This window comes from Faecalibacterium sp. IP-3-29 (assembly GCF_023347335.1).
Lineage (GTDB): Bacteria > Bacillota > Clostridia > Oscillospirales > Ruminococcaceae > Faecalibacterium > Faecalibacterium duncaniae.
Window position 1 is genome coordinate 106,327 of the sequence record NZ_CP094471.1, and the last position, 14,821, is coordinate 121,147.

The following is a 14,821-nucleotide window of genomic DNA, read 5'->3' on the forward strand; positions in this document are numbered from 1 at the left end:
CATCTCCCTGCGGAAATTTTGAATCCGGGACAGCGCCGCTGTCCTGCATCGTAACCGGAAATGTCCTGCGGCGGGCCATCCTCTGCCGCAGGACTTTCTGATACCCTGAGACCCGGAAGGAATACCACTATGGCAGAAGAAAACAAGCTGAACCAGACCCCTGAGATCACCCCGGCCCCCTCCGCTGAGGCCCCGGAAAAGGCCCCCACCACCGGCGAACTGCTGGGCGATGTGGAGCACTACGACGAGGAAAAGGACGATTGGAGCACCGGCTATTACGGCACCGGCAGCCGCCAGCAGGTAACGGACGATGTGTTCCACAAGCTGGAGACCGGCGAAGAGTTCACACGGGATGACTTTATCAAGGCGGAGCTGGCGCTGCAGGATGCCAAGCTGGAAGCCGGCATCGATCTCGAAAAGGAGAAGAGCCCGGGCCTCATTGGTAAGTATCACGATTGGAAAAAGAACCGCGTAAGGCACAAGGTGAACAAAAAGAAGTACCTTCTGCTCTGCCTGTTTCTGGGCTGGTGCGGCGGCCACCGCTACTATGAAAAGCGGTATGCGCTGGCGGCCTTCTACACCCTGTTCTTCTGGAGCATGGTGCCCTTCTTCCTCTGCGTGACCGACCTTCTCATTGCACTGCCCATGCAGGCCGATGAGAACGGCGACATCCTGATCTGACATCTTCCTCTATTCATTCATTTACCTCCTAGCGCCAGAAAGGGCCTGCGGCATTTGCCGTGGGCCCTTTCTGGCGTTTGCAGGCCCGTTCTCCGGCGCAGAACATAGTGGCAGCTAACTGGCGTTGTGCTATACTAGTATATCAATTGATTGTGCAATAAGCACAATAGAATTTTTCACATTCGTGAAACTTTTCCCATAATCGTAAAATTGACCTGTTTCACCTTAAAATATTACTAACAGATAGATCAAAAAGCGTTCATAATATAGACATAAAGTTCCGGACGGGCTGGTACGCAGTGGCAGCTGTAAGCCCCATGGAGAAAACGGAGAATGTTCCTGTGTGAACAAAGGAGAGAATGAAATGGCAAAAACCAGAAGTCTGCCGGATAAGTTCTATGATAAGGACTATGAGCACAACGGCATCCACCGCGTTCCCCTGTGGCGTATCGCAGGCTACGCGCTGAACAACACCGCAACCAACGTTTATCTGATGATGATGAACTACGCTACCTTCTACCTGATGGGCTGGGTCGGCGTTGGCATGATGGTCGCTTCTTCCCTGACCATGATGATGCGTATCTGGGACGGTGTCACTGACCCGTTCGTCGGCTTCATGGTCGATAAGACCAACGGCAAGTTCGGCAAGAACCGCCCGTTCATCGTGATCGGTCAGATCATCCTGTGCGTGACCAGCTACATCGCTTTCCATGTCACCCACAAGCTGCCTCAGGGCGTGCGCTTCCCCTTCTATGTGGTCGTTCTGATGGTCTACTACCTGGGCTACACCTGCCAGTGTGTTGTTACCAAGTCTGCACAGAGCTGCATGACCAATGACCCCAAGCAGCGCCCCATGTTCGCTTCCTTCGACGGCGTGTTCAACACCCTGCTGTTCGCCATTCTGGGCATCATCATTCCCCGTATCGCCAACAGCTACAACGATGTGGGCGGTTACGCATCTCTGGAGTTCTTTGACACCCTGTGGAAGATGACCGCTGTCATGTCTGCGATCTTCACCATCATCGCTGTGATCTCCATCGCTCCCAAGGATCGTTCCGAGTTCTTCGGCACCGGCAAACCTGTCAAGGTCGGCCTGAAGGATTACTGGGATACCCTGAAGAACAACCGCGCCATCCAGATGCTGGTCCTGTCCGCATCTACCGATAAGCTGGGTTCTTCTGCAAAGTCCAGCGCCGTCATGGTCGCCATGTTCGCCTGCATCGCCGGTTCCAACCTGCTGCAGAGTAATGTTACCGGTCTGGTCACCATCCCCAGCACCATCGTGTGCTTCCTGTTCATCAGCTTCTTTGCTACCCGTCTGGGTCAGCGCAAGGCTATGCTGATCGGTTCTGTGGGCGGTCTGATCACCAATGGTATCCTGGCAGCTCTGTGGCTGTTCGGTGATCCTACCACCATGACCTCCAACCCCGAGACTGGTGCTCTGAACTGGGGCTACTTCCTGATCATCTATCTGGTCTTTACCATCGTCACTGCTGGTTTCCAGGGTATCTCCGGTAACATCGTTATCCCCATGACCGCTGACTGCGCTGACTACGAAGTCTACCGTACCGGCAAGTACGTCCCCGGCCTGATGGGCACCCTGTTCAGCTTCGTGGATAAGCTGGTCTCCTCTTTCGCTCCCATGGTCGCCGGTATCATGTTCAGCATGTGCGGCTTCACCGACCACAACCCCGTTATGGGTGACCCTGTTACCCCGGGCCTGCGCGGCGGCGTTGTCTTCTGCGCATACGGCATGATCATGATCGGCCTGGTCTGCAACCTGATCGCTATGAAGTTCTATCCCCTGACCAAGGAGAAGATGGAAGAGATCCAGGATGAGGTCGCTCAGATCAAGATGAAGACCATGGCTGAGAACGCCTAATTGGTACTTGCAATTTTCTGCGGAAACCTGTAAAATCAAATAGGAAAACCGCTCGCCCTTGCGGCGGGCGGTTTTCTGCTTTTGGAACAAAATTCAGACAAGAGGTACATCGTAAATGGAAGAAAAGACACAGTGGGGAAAGGACCCGGACCATGGGTTCATCTGGAACACCATCGACCACCTGTTATACTGGAGAGAACACCGTGAAAAGCACTGTGTCAGCCGTAAGAAGTATATGCGCCTGTGCATTCTGGGCGCGTTTGGTGCGCACCAGTTCTATGCCAAGCGCCCGGTGCTGGGCCTGCTGTATCTGGCAACCTTCTGGAGTGGTTTCTCTGCCGCTATGACCATCGTGGACTTCATCATTGCCGTGCCCATGAAACCGGACGAAAACGGCAACATCTGGCTGTAAAAAGCCCTCTGGCGGCCTGCTGGGCCGGAAAGGAAAACACCCTATGGATAATGTCATGCAGTTTCTGTTCAACACCAACCACGAGCAGCCCAGCATCCTGGTCTGGATCCTGCTGATCGTGATCGCGGTCGTGATTCCCAATTACGTCAGATATCGGATGGAACAGAAGCACTCCAATGATTCTGTTCCCACCCAGAACCCTGCCCGTTCTGCCCCGCGCAAGAAGAAGCGCAGCAAGAAGCGCTGAGCCGCAGGCTGGGGCAGCATAGTAAAGATGCTTTGCTATTTCATGATCTCCCATAACCGAAAGGGCCCTGCAAATGCCGCAGGGCCCTTTTGGTTTGCAAGAGAGTGTGGGAGATGAGAAAATAGATTGACGACTGATAGCAAATGTGCTATCATAAGGCTGAGGGATAAGCCGCACATAGAAGAGGAACATGAATGTATACAGTCGAATTTTACGAGAACGACAGAGGCGTTTCCGAACTGTGGGACTTTTTGGAAGAGCTGCGGATAAAAAGCGCATCCAATAAGGATGCGCGAATACAGTATAAACAGATCGTGTTGTATATCCAGCTGCTGCAGGACAACGGAACACGGCTTTCCGAGAATGTGACGAAGCATCTGATGGATGGCATCTGGGAGCTGCGTCCGGGAAATAACCGGGTATTCTACTTCTGTTGGCGGGGTGACCGGTTTGTGCTGCTGCACCAGTTTCGGAAGAGATCGCAAAAAACACCGCGGCGTGAAATTGAACGAGCAAAAGCGGAACGTGATGATTGGCTTGCAAGAAAGGGTGAATGAATATGAGGACCTGGAACGATTATAAGGAGCATGTGGCAGCTGTTGACCCGGACATTGCAAAGGATATCCGGGAAGCGGAAGCAATGTCTGCAATCGTGAAAGCAATGGTAGAGCAGCGCAATGCGATGGGATTGAGCCAGCGGGAACTGGCAGCGAGGTGCGGTATTCCGCAATCCTCGGTGGCACGGATCGAATCCTTTAAAACGATGCCCAATCTGGATACCCTGCTGAAGATCTTCCAGCAGCTGGGTTTGAAATTGACCATCTCAGCGGCCTGATTCATCTTGCCATTTGCCGCATACAAAAACCGCCCCGGCGGCTGCTTTGTGCAGTGCCGGGGCGGTTCGTTCGCTTTTGGTGTTCAGATATAGGAAGTACTTACTTCTTGATCTTGATCAGCTGTGCGTTCAGGCTCTCGATAAAGCCGTCGGGCATGTTGATCATCTTGGCCATAGCCTCAGGGGTCATGCGCTTCATCATATCCCACATGCCAACGCCGGGCTTGATGTCAAAGTTGGTGGCCAGCTTGACAGCCTTGGTGGCGAGAGCCAGAGCCTCTTCGTTCTTGGAGAGATCCTCCATGCTGTCCTTGATGCTGTAATAGCCCTCGGGGAACTCCATCGGAGCTTTCAGATCCAGGCTGCCGACCTGCTTGAACCAGTTGGCAACGCCCTCCTGACGCTCGTTGAACTCAGGCAGAGTGTAGCAATCAGGCTCCTTCTCGACCTTTTCCAGCGTGATGGAATCCTTCACGTCACCGGCAACGGCCAGGATGGTGTTGAAGCCCTCTTCCAGAGCAACGTTGAACTTGAACACGCGGTGTGCAGTCTGCTGGCCGGCTTCCTTGCCGTTGACGTACAGCACAACGGTGTCCTGGTTGGAGTAGACCTTGATCTCGGTGGTCTCGCCTGCGCGCTGTGCATGGCGGCGGCCAGCGATGTGGACCATGGGCTGCTTGGACCAGTATGCCTGGTAGACAAAGTAGCTGTCCTTCTTGGTCTTGCGGTCAATGGTCATCAGGCCCTTGTTGTTGCGGCCTGCAACGCCGCCCTCGTTGCGGGCAGCACAGCCAAAGTCGAACATGTTCCAGCAGTGGGTAGCCCACACCCAGGGACGATCCTCGAACACCTGAGCCAGATGCTCGTGGTACAGTGCCTGATACTCCTCGGTGTAGTCCTTGCACTGGGGATCGTTGCTGTGCCAGTTGATGATGCCCTCGGTGCCGTACTCGGAGATGCCGATGCAGATGTCGGGGTGCTCGGCGTGGAACTTGTCCAGCCAGGGGCCGTTCTGTTCCATCTTGCCGCCGTACCAGCCGAAGTAGTGGTTGTAGCTCTCTACATCAGTAATGTGATGCATGGGGCCGTCAACAGGGGTGTTGGAGACGTGGGCAATGGTGGTGAGACGGGTGGGATCCAGCTCACGCACCAGCTTCTGCAGGTCGTGGTGGTTGTCCACCAGCTCCTGGCAGATGCCGCCGATCAGGATCTCGTTGGACAGGCCCCAGAACATGATGGAGGGGTGGTTGTAGTTCTGGATGATCAGTTCGGTCATCTGGTGACGGCAGTTCTGGTGAGCGGAGGGGTCCTTCTTAAAGACGCTGATGAAGGGGATCTCAGCCCAGACGGCGAAGCCCAGCTCGTCACATGCGTCGTAGAAGTCCTGGCTGTGCTGATAGTGGGCCAGACGGATGGTGTTGGCACCCAGCTCCTTGATGAGCATGGCATCCTCGTAGTGATCCTCAGCGGTCAGGGCGTTGCCCTTGTACAGACGATCCTGATGGCGAGCCACGCCGCGCAGCGGGGTGGGCACGCCGTTGATGGAGAAGCCGTCGTTCGGGGTCACAGTATAGCTGCGGACACCCACGTTGGCGTAGATCTCATCAAAGGTCTCGTTGTTCTTCTGCAGGCGGGCGGTCACGGTGTACAGGTTGGGCTCGTCCATGCTCCACAGCTGGGCATCGGGAACGTACAGGGTGACCTTGGTGCTGTCGCAGGGGCGCACGCCGGAAGCAACTTCGTTGCCGTAGCAGTCCTCGATGCTGTACATCACGGTATAGGCCTCTTCGCCGTTGGTGACCCAGCTCTCGATCTCAAAGGTGGCACCGCCGTCCTCGGTGGGCTTGGGGGTGACCTTGATGCCGGGGCCGCCGAAGTAGTCCAGGTCAAAGTGGGTGCCGGGCACACTGATCAGGTTCACGCCGCGGTACAGGCCGCCGTAGAAGGTGAAGTCGGCGGAAGCGGGGTACATGGAGGGGGTGTCCTCGTTGGAGACCTCGATGGTCAGCTCGTTGTCGCCCTCGTGGCACAGGTCAGTGACATCGGCACGGAAGATGGAGAAGCCGCCCTCGTGGGTGGTTGCCACCTGGCCGTTGACCTTCACGGTTGCGGCCAGAGCAGCTGCCAGCACCTCAACGTAGGTGCGGCCGCCAGCCAGAGGCTGCTTGGGCTGGGTAAAGGTGCGGGTGTAGACACCGGTGGTGCGCAGATAGCTGCCGTTGCCGTCCATGCCGTCCACAGCATTCCAGGTGTGGGGCAGGGTGACCTGCTCGGTAGGACGCTCGCCCTTGGGGAAGGACAGGGTCCAGTTTTCGTTCAAGGAAATGATCTCTCTCATCGATACTGCTCCTTCTGGTTTTCTTCTTTGTTTCGGCGGCCTGCATGGCAGAAGAAATGCCGGAAACAGGCCGGTTGTTGATTTTAGTATAGCACATCAGAGGGGGGCAGAGTTTGTACAATCTTTTGGCAAAATAGTAATATTTTGTGAAAATCCAGACGATGATTCCACGATTTTACAATCTGGCCCTTGGAAATGACAGCACAGCATGAAAAAGATGCCCTGAAGCAGAGAGGAAAAGGAGGTTGTACCTCTCCGCAGAGGGCGGCAGCGGCTTCCGCTCATCCCTAACCAGAAGGCCTCTTTGGCGCTGTGGGTCCCTCCGGCAGAAAGTGTTGACGGAACGGCGGCTTTTTGCTATAATTATATAGCTATGAATATGGAGATGTATCGAAGTGGTCGTAACGAGAACGACTCGAAATCGTTTTGTCCTTAATCGGGCACGTGGGTTCGAATCCCACCATCTCCGCCAACAAAAGGCACCGGCTCAGGCTGGTGCCTTTTTTGCGGCAAAGATGGTGCGGATGAGAACAGGGCGGCGGCCCGCAGGCCGCAAGCAATCAGCCCTGCGAGCTGTTGCTTAGCCCGCGGGAGAATGCCCACCATCTCCGCCAATAAAAGGCACCGGCTCAGGCTGGTGCCTTTTTTGCGGCAAAGATGGTGCGGATGAGAACAGGGCGGCGGCCCGCAGGCCGCAAGCAATCAGCCCTGCGGGCTGTTGCTTAGCCCGCGGGAGAATGCCCACCATCTCCGCCAATAAATGGTCATGTGCGTTCCTCCATCACCCAGCGAAAAGCCTTTGCCGTACGCAAATCAGCGTCCTTAAAGTGTCCACCGCTGTTCCATTCAAGGGTGCAGTCTGCGCCACGCTCTGTAAGCCGACTGTGCAGAGTGCGGATATTATCCCCTACCGCAGCCATGATGGTGTTTTTCGTGCGCTCTTCCTTGTCGCCAAGGCTCAGATAAATGTGCTGCACCTGTATCGGGTGCTGCTGTTCAAACTCCATCCAGCCCGGAAACCACACAGAGGGAGAAGCGGCGGCGACACCGTAGAACAAATCGGTCTGGGTGGATGCCCACAAAGCGAACAGCCCGGCCAGCGAGTAGCCGCCCAGAATGATTTTGACGTTTTCCGGGAGACGAAACTGCTGCTCCAGTGTGGGAATGACCTGTTCCGTCAGAAAGCGCAGGGTGTCCCCGGCTTTGCCGCCGAAGCCTTGCTTTCCCCACACGGCAGGGGCTTTCCACGGAGAAAGCGCATCGTTCCAGCTTTCCACCGGGATAGCCGCAAACAGAAAATTCCGGCTGCTTTGTGCGATGGCCGCCACTTCATAATCCATACTTTGCAGCTCATGCTCACCTGTCATTTGGAGCAGCAAGTATTCTGCATTAGCCCCGCCGTAAATGCGGCAAGGTCTGTTCCCGATTGGCATTGTCTGTGCTGTCACTGCGGCATCCTCCTGAAAAAAATTTGATAAGCCCAGTATAGCAACTAAAAAATCTTTTTGCAATTCAAACGGTTTTCAGAGCAGGCGCAAGCGGCACAGAGGTACATTCCCCTCTGCTCTCTGGCAAATTACAGCACGGATGTGATATAATGGAGAAAAACCACCGGAGAACGGCACAAAAGAAGGAGGCTGGCATGATGGGGCAGAGGCAGCGAGAACAGGTTCAAAGAGGCTGTGCGGTGGGCACCGTGGTGCTGCTGGCATGGCTGTGCCGGGTGCTCCCGCTGGAGGGCCTGCCCTCCGGCCTGCAGGAAGCCTGCGGCATCCTCCGGCTGTGCAACCGGCAGATGTTCCGGGTCTACCGTGCCCTCTCCGGCCGGGATCTGCAATCGCTGAAGGAGCTGTACCAGCAGGTGTGGGCTCCCGCCCCCGAGGCTCCGGTGCTGCCCGTGGTGCAGGATGCAAGACCTGACCCCGCTCCCGCCCCGGCCCCCGCTCCCGCTCCTGAGACCCCGGTGCTCCCGGCGGTGCAGGATGCCAAGCTGATCCAGACCGGCACCAGCGGCTGGCTGGCAGACCTGATGCTGGGCGCAGGCATGGTGCTGTCTGCAGCGGGATATTGGATGGAGCGCAAGCGCAAGGCCATGTTCTACAAGTCCCAGCACTGAACCCCAACCCCCAAAGGCCCCAGGCAGCCACCCCGCTGACCCTTTGGGCCATGCATCACATTCCTTAACGATTCCCCCAAAAAGTTACTTTCCAGAATCTCCTGCCAATCGCTATTCCCTGAGGCAGCGGGCCCGCACGCCGCTGCCTCGCCCCGGAGGGTCCCGCAAGCCCTCCGGGGCTTTTTTTGTTGGCCGCATGGCCCGTTCCGGCAGAAAAAAACAGGGCTGCTCCACATCTCTGTGGGGCAGCCCTGTCTGGCTGTGCGGGGTCGGCGCACGGGCTTCCGGGGTTTCCGGAAGGGTGCGGCTCAGCGCGCGGTTTTCTTTTCCTCCGGAGCCTCCGGGTTGTTTTCCAGGTTCAGCTCGGGCATCAGCTCGTTGCTGATGATGGTCAGCATCTGTTCCAGCTTCTTCACGTCCTCTTTGGGGAAGCGCTTGTTCACCCGCTGGACCACCGTGCTCAGGTAGGAGTAGCTGATGTTGTAGTAGTCGATATACTTCTGGGTGGGCCGCAGGTGATACTCCCGGCGGTCGGTGGTGGACTGGATCTTTTCCACATAGCCCTTGCGCACCAGCGAGCCGATCTTATACGCCGCGTTGGGGGTGGAGATCTGCATCATCCGGGAAAACTCCGCAATGGTGGGCTCCCCCATGGCCATAATGCCCTCCATGCAAAAGGATTCCACCGTGGTCAGGGTCGCCTCACGGGTGGCAAAGCGCTGGAACACGTTCTGGTAGAAATGGAGCTTGAACTTGGTATAGACATCGTTGAATGCTTTTTCCAGCATGGTACGGTCTCCCTTCGAACACTCAATTTCCTTTAGTATATCACGCTTTGGTCTTTTTGCCCAGCTTTACGCGCAGAATGTTCAGCACCACCAGCTCCAGCACAATGGCAACGCCCAGCAGGATCAGCGAGGTCCACAGGCTGGCGCTGCTGCCCAGGAACATCTGGGTCAGGCCGGTGATCACATAGCACGCGGCAGAGCAGGAAGCGGCGGTAATGGCGTAGGGCAGCTGGGTGGAAACATGGTTCACATGGCTGCAATGCGCACCGGCAGAGGCCATGATGGTGGTGTCGGAAATGGGAGAGCAGTGGTCGCCGCACACAGCGCCGGACAGGCAGGCCGCAATGGAGACCACCAGCATCTCGCCCTGGGGGAAAGCGTGGCAGACAATGGGGATCAGGATGGAGAAGGTGCCCCAGGAGGTGCCGGTGGCAAAGGCCAGGAACACCGCCACCAGGAAGATGATGACCGGCAGCAGGTACTGCAGGGCGGCAGCGGAGCCGCCCAGCAGGTTGGCAACGTAATATTTTGCACCCAGCAGGTTGGTCATGCCGGAAAGCGTCCAGGCCAGGGTCAGGATCAGCATGGGGCTGACCATGGCCTTGAAGCCCTCGGGGATGCAGGCGGCAAAATCCTGGAACGTCATCACGCTGCGGACACGGTAGAACACAAAGGTGAACATCAGGGCAATGCTGCTGCCCAGCACCAGACCGGCGGAGGCGTTGCAGTCGGAGAAGGCGGTGATGAAGTCCACGCCCTCAAAGAAGCCGCCGGTGTAGATCAGGCCAAAGATGCAGGCCGCGATCAGCACCAGCACCGGGGCCACCAGATCAATGACATGGCCGTGGGCATCGTCCTCGGCATCCACATCGTCGCCGTAGGGGCGGTCGGCCGTGGTGAAAAGGTCACCGGCCCGGGCGTTGTCCTCGTGCTGCTTCATGGAGCAGTAGTCCGTGCCCGTGAAGATGAGGAACAGGCTCATCACAATGGTCAGCAGGGCGTAATAGTTATAGGGGATGGTGCGCAGGAACATGGTAAAACCGTTGATGCCGGAGCCCTCGGGCACGCTGGAAGTAACGGCGGCGGCCCAGCTGGACACCGGCGCAATGATGCAGATGGGCGCGGCGGTGGAATCAATGAGGTAGGCCAGCTTTGCGCGGGAGACCTTCTGCCGGTCGGTCACGGGGCGCATCACAGAGCCAACGGTCAGGCAGTTGAAGTAGTCGTCCACAAAAATGAGCATACCCAGAATCAGGGTGGCAAACTGCGCCCCGGCCCGGGTGTGGATGTGGGTGGAAGCCCAGCGGCCAAAGGCGGCGCTGCCGCCGGCCTTGTTCATCAGGGCCACCAGAATGCCCAGCATCACCAGAAAAACCAGAATGCCCACGTTGCTGCTGTCAGAGAGCTTGGCAACCATGCCGCCGTCCTCGTTGAAAAACAGGGTGTTGAGCGCCAGCTCCAGGTTGCCGTTGGCAAAGAGCAGCGCGCCGGTGGCAATGCCCACCAGCAGGGAGGTGTAGACCTCCTTGGTGTTCAGGGCCAGCACAATGGCCACCACCGGCGGCAGCAGGGAAAGCATGGAGCTGTACACCGCGGGGGCGTAGCTGGCCGGGTCGGCAATGGTGCCGGGGGTGGCTGCGGTGCACCACAGCAGCAGGGCAAACACCAGCAGTGCCCCCACCCAGGAGAGATTTGTCTTTTTCATAAATGATTCCTCACTTGATTTTTTGTCCCGGCCCGGGGCAGACTATCCCTATTGCAAACGGAAAGGGGGCCGCCGCCACGCCGGATTATAAAGCGCTGTATTTTGAGCTGTTCCGCGCCAACGAACAGGCCATCCGCCTGCTGACCGCCGCCCAGCAAAAGGCGGAAGCGCAGGTGATGGAAGAGGACAGAGTGCCGCTGTATCTGCACGGTCAGCCTGCCCACAATGCCAAAGGCTCCCCCTTTGGGGGAGCTGGCAGCGCCAACGGCGCTGACTGAGAGGGCGAGGCCGTTACCCCTTTTTGCTCTCTGCCTTTGCGGCAAACTTGGCGTTGTTGATGATGAACCGCTCGTGCACGCCGCCGCCCACAGGGCCTTTCTCGTCGTGCAGGGAGACCTTGAACACCAGCTTGCGGCCCTCCACGGCGGTCAGCTCACTCTCGCAGGTCACGGTCATGCCCACAGGGGTGGGGGCGCTGTGCTCCAGCTCCAGCCGGGTGCCCACGGTGCCGCAGCCCTCGTCCAGCGCGGCGGCAACGCTCATCCAGCAGGTCTTTTCGGCCAGTGCCACCAGCGCGGGGGTGGCAAACACGTCCAGCGTGCCGCTGCCCATGGTCTTTGCGGTGTTCTCGGAAGTAACGGCGACACTCTGCTCGCCGCGGATTCCAGCTTCCAACATAAAAATACGTCCTTTCCAGATGCCCGAAGGCGAAAATTTTGAAAATACATTGTTAGAATACCACACTTTTGGCACAGATGCACCTGTTTGGGCGTTTTTTTCTGCAAATCTCCCTCCGTTTGGGCGTTTTTTGCGGCTTTTTTCGATGATTTTAAGAGGAATGCGGAAATCTTTGCAAAACCCCTTGACAGAAGCTCTTCTGCATGATAATATGAACACATGAGCAGACGTTCATGTAAAACGCAGCAAAAGGAGAACGGACATGATCGGATTGGAGCAAATGACCCCGGCGGGGCAGGAAAACACGGAACCGGTGGTGATGCCGGATGACGAGGTGCTGTATGAGCTGGCCGACCTGTTCCGGGTGTTCGGCGACTCCACCCGCATCAAGATCTTATATGCGCTGCATGACAATGAACTCTGCGTGCAGGACATTGCCAATGCGGTGCAGCTGAGCCAGTCGGCAGTGAGCCACCAGCTCCGGGTGCTCAAGGATACCAAGCTGGTGCGCTTCCGCCGGGATGGCAAAACCGTTTACTATGCACTGGATGATGACCATGTGAGAAGCATCCTCTCGATGGGCATGGACCACATTGAGGAGTAAACGGAAAACGCAGTACAAAGCCTCCGGGCGCACAAGGCGTGCCTGAGAGGTCCATATAAAATAAAGAGAGGTACTTATAATGAAGAAGAGCTACAAGATCGAAGTTGACTGCGCAAACTGCGCCCAGAAGATGGAGGATGCCGCCAACACCGTTGCAGGCGTGGCACAGGCTACCGTCAGCTTTATGACCCAGAAGATGAAGGTTGAGTTTGCTGAGGGTGCAGACCCCCACAACACCATGGTGAATGTTCTGGCTGCCTGCAAAAAGGTCGAGGACGACTGCGAGATCTTTGATATCTGAGGAAACAGGGGTTTGTAACTCCAGTGCGGCTCCCCTGCGGGGGAGCTTTTTGTGACGCATTTTTCGGGCAGAACGGCCCAAAAGCCGGTGTAGGAAACTGTGGAAAAGAAAACGGGTTTTCAACAGTTTCCACCGGGTTTTCAACAGCTTCTGCGAAAAAGTGCAAAAAGAAACGCGAAAAAGCAGGTTTTCTCCGGGAAAAGTCCGTGGAAAACTCAGGGGAAAACGTGGAAAAGTCTATCCCGTGGGGAAAACCTGTTGAATCCACCCCGCCCGCCGCGGCGCATTGCGGCCCAGAACCCAGAAAAAAGGAGAGTACAGATATGAATAAAAAGCAGAAGAAGAACCTGTACCGGATCATTGCTGCTCTGGTGCTGGTGCTCATCCTCAAATTGCTGCCCCAGTTCCCCACGCCGGTGGAGCTGCTGCTCTACTGCATCCCCTATCTGGTGGTCGGCTGGGATGTGCTCCGCAAGGCACTGCTGGGCATCAAGAACCGCCAGCCCTTTGACGAGTGCTTCCTGATGGCCGTTGCCACCGTGGGCGCGTTTGCGCTGGGCGATTATGTGGAGGGCTGTGCCGTTATCATCTTCTACCAGATCGGCGAGCTGTTCCAGAGCGTGGCCGTGGGCAAGAGCCGCCAGAGCATTTCCAGCCTGATGGATATCCGCCCCGATTACGCCAATGTTGAGGGCGAGGACGGCAGGCTGGAGCAGGTGGACCCCGATGATGTGGAGGTGGGCACTGTGATCGTGGTCCAGCCCGGCGAGCGGGTGCCCATTGATGGCATCATCGTGGAGGGAACTTCTGCCCTGAACACCGCCGCCCTGACCGGCGAGAGCCTGCCCCGGGATGTCCGTTCCGGCGATGAGGTCATCAGCGGCTGTGTGAACATGACCGGCCTGCTGAAGGTGCGGACCACCAAGGAGTTCGGCGAATCCACCGTTTCCAAGATCCTCGACCTGGTGGAAAATTCCAGCATGAAAAAGGCCCGCACCGAGAACTTCATCACCCGCTTTGCCCGGGTCTACACCCCCGCCGTCTGCTACGGCGCACTGGCGCTGGCCTTTGTTCCCCCCATCGTTCTGCTGCTGATGGGCCAGCCCGCCCGCTTCGGTGACTGGGTCTACCGCGCCCTGACCTTCCTGGTCATCAGCTGCCCCTGCGCTCTGGTCATCTCCATCCCGCTGAGCTTCTTCGGCGGCATCGGCGGTGCGTCCGCCTGCGGCATCCTGGTCAAGGGCTCCACCTATCTGGAAGAGCTGGCCCGCACCGGCATCGTGGTGTTTGATAAGACCGGCACCCTGACCCAGGGCACCTTCAAGGTGGTGGGCATCCACCCCGAAAACGGCGTGACCGGGGATGCCCTTGTGGAAGCCGCCGCACTGGCCGAGAGCTGGTCCAAGCACCCCATCTCCCTGAGCATCAAGAACGCTTACGGTAAGGACATCGACCCCAGCCGTGTGACCGATGTGCAGGAGCTGGGCGGCCACGGCGTGACCGCAAAGGTGGACGGAAAAACCGTCGCCGCCGGCAACGCCCGCCTGATGGCAAAGCTGGGCCTGACAGTTCCCGAGATCACCGAGCCGGGCACCATCGTTCATGTTGCTATGGAGGGCAGATACGCAGGCTATCTGCTCATCGCCGATGTGGTCAAACCCCACAGTGCTGCTGCCATCAAGGGCCTGAAACAGGCCGGTGTCCGCAAGACGGTCATGCTGACCGGCGACGCAGAGCCTGTGGCAAAGGCCGTTTCCGCCGAGCTGGGGCTGGATGAATACCATGCAGGCCTGCTGCCCGGCGACAAGGTGGACCAGATCGAAACGCTCCTCGCTGCAAAGCAGCCCAAAGAAAACCTCGCTTTTGTGGGCGACGGCATCAACGATGCCCCGGTTTTGTCCCGTGCCGATGTGGGCATCGCCATGGGTGCTCTGGGCTCCGATGCTGCCATCGAGGCCGCTGACGTTGTCCTGATGGACGATGACCCGGCCAAGATCGCGCTGGCCATGCGCATTGCCCGCCGCACCCTGCGCATCGTGTATCAGAACATCGTGTTTGCACTGGCGATCAAGTTTGCCTGCCTGGTGCTGGGCGCGCTGGGTCTGGCCAGCATGTGGACCGCCATCTTCGCCGATGTGGGTGTGATGGTGCTGGCTGTGCTGAACGCCACCCGTGCCCTGTACACCAAAGATCTTGCAAAAAAGAGTGTGCAGTGACCGTGCTTTCTGCCCCCG

16 protein-coding genes and 1 tRNA gene are annotated in these 14,821 nt (G+C 57.5%); 12 read left to right on the forward strand and 5 right to left on the reverse strand.

All coding sequences use genetic code 11. The features are described 5' to 3' along the window. The first annotated feature begins 129 nt into the window (after window positions 1–129). The 6 genes from MTP40_RS00470 (at window position 130) to MTP40_RS00495 (ending at window position 4,057) form a co-directional block, all read left to right on the forward strand. A complete protein-coding gene (locus tag MTP40_RS00470) occupies window positions 130–681 on the forward strand; it encodes a TM2 domain-containing protein (RefSeq protein WP_197036446.1) in 552 nt (183 codons plus the stop codon). A gap of 364 nt (window positions 682–1,045) precedes the next feature. After that, on the forward strand, window positions 1,046–2,563 hold the full coding sequence (locus MTP40_RS00475) for an MFS transporter (RefSeq protein WP_249259638.1): 1,518 nt from the start codon (window positions 1,046–1,048) through the stop codon (window positions 2,561–2,563). A 115-nt stretch (window positions 2,564–2,678) separates the two neighbouring features. Beyond that, window positions 2,679–2,975 carry a TM2 domain-containing protein gene (locus MTP40_RS00480; protein ID WP_097773042.1) on the forward strand — a complete coding sequence of 99 codons (297 nt, stop codon included), beginning with the start codon at window positions 2,679–2,681 and terminating at the stop codon, window positions 2,973–2,975. 43 nt (window positions 2,976–3,018) lie between these two features. After that, window positions 3,019–3,222: a hypothetical protein gene (locus MTP40_RS00485; protein WP_117534361.1), complete on the forward strand. Its 204-nt coding sequence runs from the start codon at window positions 3,019–3,021 to the stop codon at window positions 3,220–3,222. A gap of 194 nt (window positions 3,223–3,416) precedes the next feature. After that, window positions 3,417–3,779: a type II toxin-antitoxin system RelE/ParE family toxin gene (locus tag MTP40_RS00490; protein ID WP_117534360.1), complete on the forward strand. Its 363-nt coding sequence runs from the start codon at window positions 3,417–3,419 to the stop codon at window positions 3,777–3,779. After that, entirely contained in the window at window positions 3,776–4,057 is a 282-nt protein-coding gene (locus MTP40_RS00495; protein ID WP_347562940.1) for a helix-turn-helix domain-containing protein, read from the forward strand. The genes MTP40_RS00490 and MTP40_RS00495 overlap by 4 nt, the downstream gene beginning before the upstream one ends. Before the next feature lie 100 nt (window positions 4,058–4,157). On the opposite strand, the gene MTP40_RS00500 is transcribed toward MTP40_RS00495, so the two are convergent. Then, window positions 4,158–6,395 (reverse strand): glycoside hydrolase family 2 protein, encoded by a 2,238-nt coding sequence (locus MTP40_RS00500; RefSeq protein WP_249259639.1) that lies wholly within the window; start codon window positions 6,393–6,395, stop codon window positions 4,158–4,160. Window positions 6,396–6,776: 381 nt separating this feature from the next. Between MTP40_RS00500 and MTP40_RS00505 the strand changes: the two genes are divergently transcribed. Further along, window positions 6,777–6,867, forward strand: a tRNA-Ser gene (locus tag MTP40_RS00505). Window positions 6,868–7,159: 292 nt separating this feature from the next. Here the strand turns inward: MTP40_RS00505 and MTP40_RS00510 are convergent. Next, window positions 7,160–7,828 (reverse strand): alpha/beta hydrolase, encoded by a 669-nt coding sequence (locus tag MTP40_RS00510; RefSeq protein ID WP_249260103.1) that lies wholly within the window; start codon window positions 7,826–7,828, stop codon window positions 7,160–7,162. Window positions 7,829–8,037: 209 nt separating this feature from the next. On the opposite strand from MTP40_RS00510, the gene MTP40_RS00515 reads away from it, so the two are divergent. Beyond that, the gene (locus MTP40_RS00515; protein ID WP_249259640.1) at window positions 8,038–8,511 is read left to right on the forward strand and encodes a hypothetical protein; all 474 of its coding nucleotides are present in this window, start codon (window positions 8,038–8,040) and stop codon (window positions 8,509–8,511) included. Window positions 8,512–8,819: 308 nt separating this feature from the next. On the opposite strand, the gene MTP40_RS00520 is transcribed toward MTP40_RS00515, so the two are convergent. Next, window positions 8,820–9,299, reverse strand: coding sequence for a MarR family winged helix-turn-helix transcriptional regulator (locus MTP40_RS00520; protein ID WP_005928757.1), 480 nt, complete (start codon window positions 9,297–9,299; stop codon window positions 8,820–8,822). 40 nt (window positions 9,300–9,339) lie between these two features. Beyond that, the gene (locus MTP40_RS00525) at window positions 9,340–11,004 is read right to left on the reverse strand and encodes a Na+/H+ antiporter NhaC family protein (RefSeq protein WP_117535458.1); all 1,665 of its coding nucleotides are present in this window, start codon (window positions 11,002–11,004) and stop codon (window positions 9,340–9,342) included. A gap of 14 nt (window positions 11,005–11,018) precedes the next feature. Here MTP40_RS00525 and MTP40_RS00530 point away from each other — a divergent pair, with 14 nt between their 5' ends. Continuing rightward, on the forward strand, window positions 11,019–11,282 hold the full coding sequence (locus MTP40_RS00530) for a hypothetical protein (RefSeq protein ID WP_143405622.1): 264 nt from the start codon (window positions 11,019–11,021) through the stop codon (window positions 11,280–11,282). Between the two features lie 13 nt (window positions 11,283–11,295). On the opposite strand, the gene MTP40_RS00535 is transcribed toward MTP40_RS00530, so the two are convergent. After that, window positions 11,296–11,682, reverse strand: coding sequence for a thioesterase family protein (locus tag MTP40_RS00535; protein ID WP_005928748.1), 387 nt, complete (start codon window positions 11,680–11,682; stop codon window positions 11,296–11,298). Window positions 11,683–11,944: 262 nt separating this feature from the next. Between MTP40_RS00535 and MTP40_RS00540 the strand changes: the two genes are divergently transcribed. The 3 genes from MTP40_RS00540 (at window position 11,945) to MTP40_RS00550 (ending at window position 14,803) form a co-directional block, all read left to right on the forward strand. After that, complete coding sequence (locus MTP40_RS00540) at window positions 11,945–12,286, forward strand: ArsR/SmtB family transcription factor (RefSeq protein ID WP_005928738.1); 342 nt, start codon at window positions 11,945–11,947, stop codon at window positions 12,284–12,286. A 79-nt stretch (window positions 12,287–12,365) separates the two neighbouring features. Continuing rightward, entirely contained in the window at window positions 12,366–12,587 is a 222-nt protein-coding gene (locus tag MTP40_RS00545) for a cation transporter (protein WP_117476568.1), read from the forward strand. Window positions 12,588–12,910: 323 nt separating this feature from the next. After that, window positions 12,911–14,803 (forward strand): heavy metal translocating P-type ATPase, encoded by a 1,893-nt coding sequence (locus MTP40_RS00550; RefSeq protein WP_249259641.1) that lies wholly within the window; start codon window positions 12,911–12,913, stop codon window positions 14,801–14,803. Window positions 14,804–14,821: the final 18 nt, after the last annotated feature.

Excerpts from the sequence above, each read along its gene's own strand:
- MTP40_RS00470 (WP_197036446.1), top strand. The coding sequence starts at position 130 with ATGGCAGAAGAAAACAAGCTGAACCAGACCCCTGAGATCACCCCGGCC.
- MTP40_RS00475 (WP_249259638.1), top strand. The coding sequence starts at position 1,046 with ATGGCAAAAACCAGAAGTCTGCCGGATAAGTTCTATGATAAGGACTAT.
- MTP40_RS00480 (WP_097773042.1), top strand. The coding sequence starts at position 2,679 with ATGGAAGAAAAGACACAGTGGGGAAAGGACCCGGACCATGGGTTCATC.
- MTP40_RS00485 (WP_117534361.1), top strand. The coding sequence starts at position 3,019 with ATGGATAATGTCATGCAGTTTCTGTTCAACACCAACCACGAGCAGCCC.
- MTP40_RS00490 (WP_117534360.1), top strand. The coding sequence starts at position 3,417 with ATGTATACAGTCGAATTTTACGAGAACGACAGAGGCGTTTCCGAACTG.
- MTP40_RS00495 (WP_347562940.1), top strand. The coding sequence starts at position 3,776 with ATGAATATGAGGACCTGGAACGATTATAAGGAGCATGTGGCAGCTGTT.
- MTP40_RS00500 (WP_249259639.1), bottom strand. The coding sequence starts at position 6,395 with ATGAGAGAGATCATTTCCTTGAACGAAAACTGGACCCTGTCCTTCCCC.
- MTP40_RS00510 (WP_249260103.1), bottom strand. The coding sequence starts at position 7,828 with ATGCCAATCGGGAACAGACCTTGCCGCATTTACGGCGGGGCTAATGCA.
- MTP40_RS00515 (WP_249259640.1), top strand. The coding sequence starts at position 8,038 with ATGATGGGGCAGAGGCAGCGAGAACAGGTTCAAAGAGGCTGTGCGGTG.
- MTP40_RS00520 (WP_005928757.1), bottom strand. The coding sequence starts at position 9,299 with ATGCTGGAAAAAGCATTCAACGATGTCTATACCAAGTTCAAGCTCCAT.
- MTP40_RS00525 (WP_117535458.1), bottom strand. The coding sequence starts at position 11,004 with ATGAAAAAGACAAATCTCTCCTGGGTGGGGGCACTGCTGGTGTTTGCC.
- MTP40_RS00535 (WP_005928748.1), bottom strand. The coding sequence starts at position 11,682 with ATGTTGGAAGCTGGAATCCGCGGCGAGCAGAGTGTCGCCGTTACTTCC.
- MTP40_RS00540 (WP_005928738.1), top strand. The coding sequence starts at position 11,945 with ATGATCGGATTGGAGCAAATGACCCCGGCGGGGCAGGAAAACACGGAA.
- MTP40_RS00545 (WP_117476568.1), top strand. The coding sequence starts at position 12,366 with ATGAAGAAGAGCTACAAGATCGAAGTTGACTGCGCAAACTGCGCCCAG.
- MTP40_RS00550 (WP_249259641.1), top strand. The coding sequence starts at position 12,911 with ATGAATAAAAAGCAGAAGAAGAACCTGTACCGGATCATTGCTGCTCTG.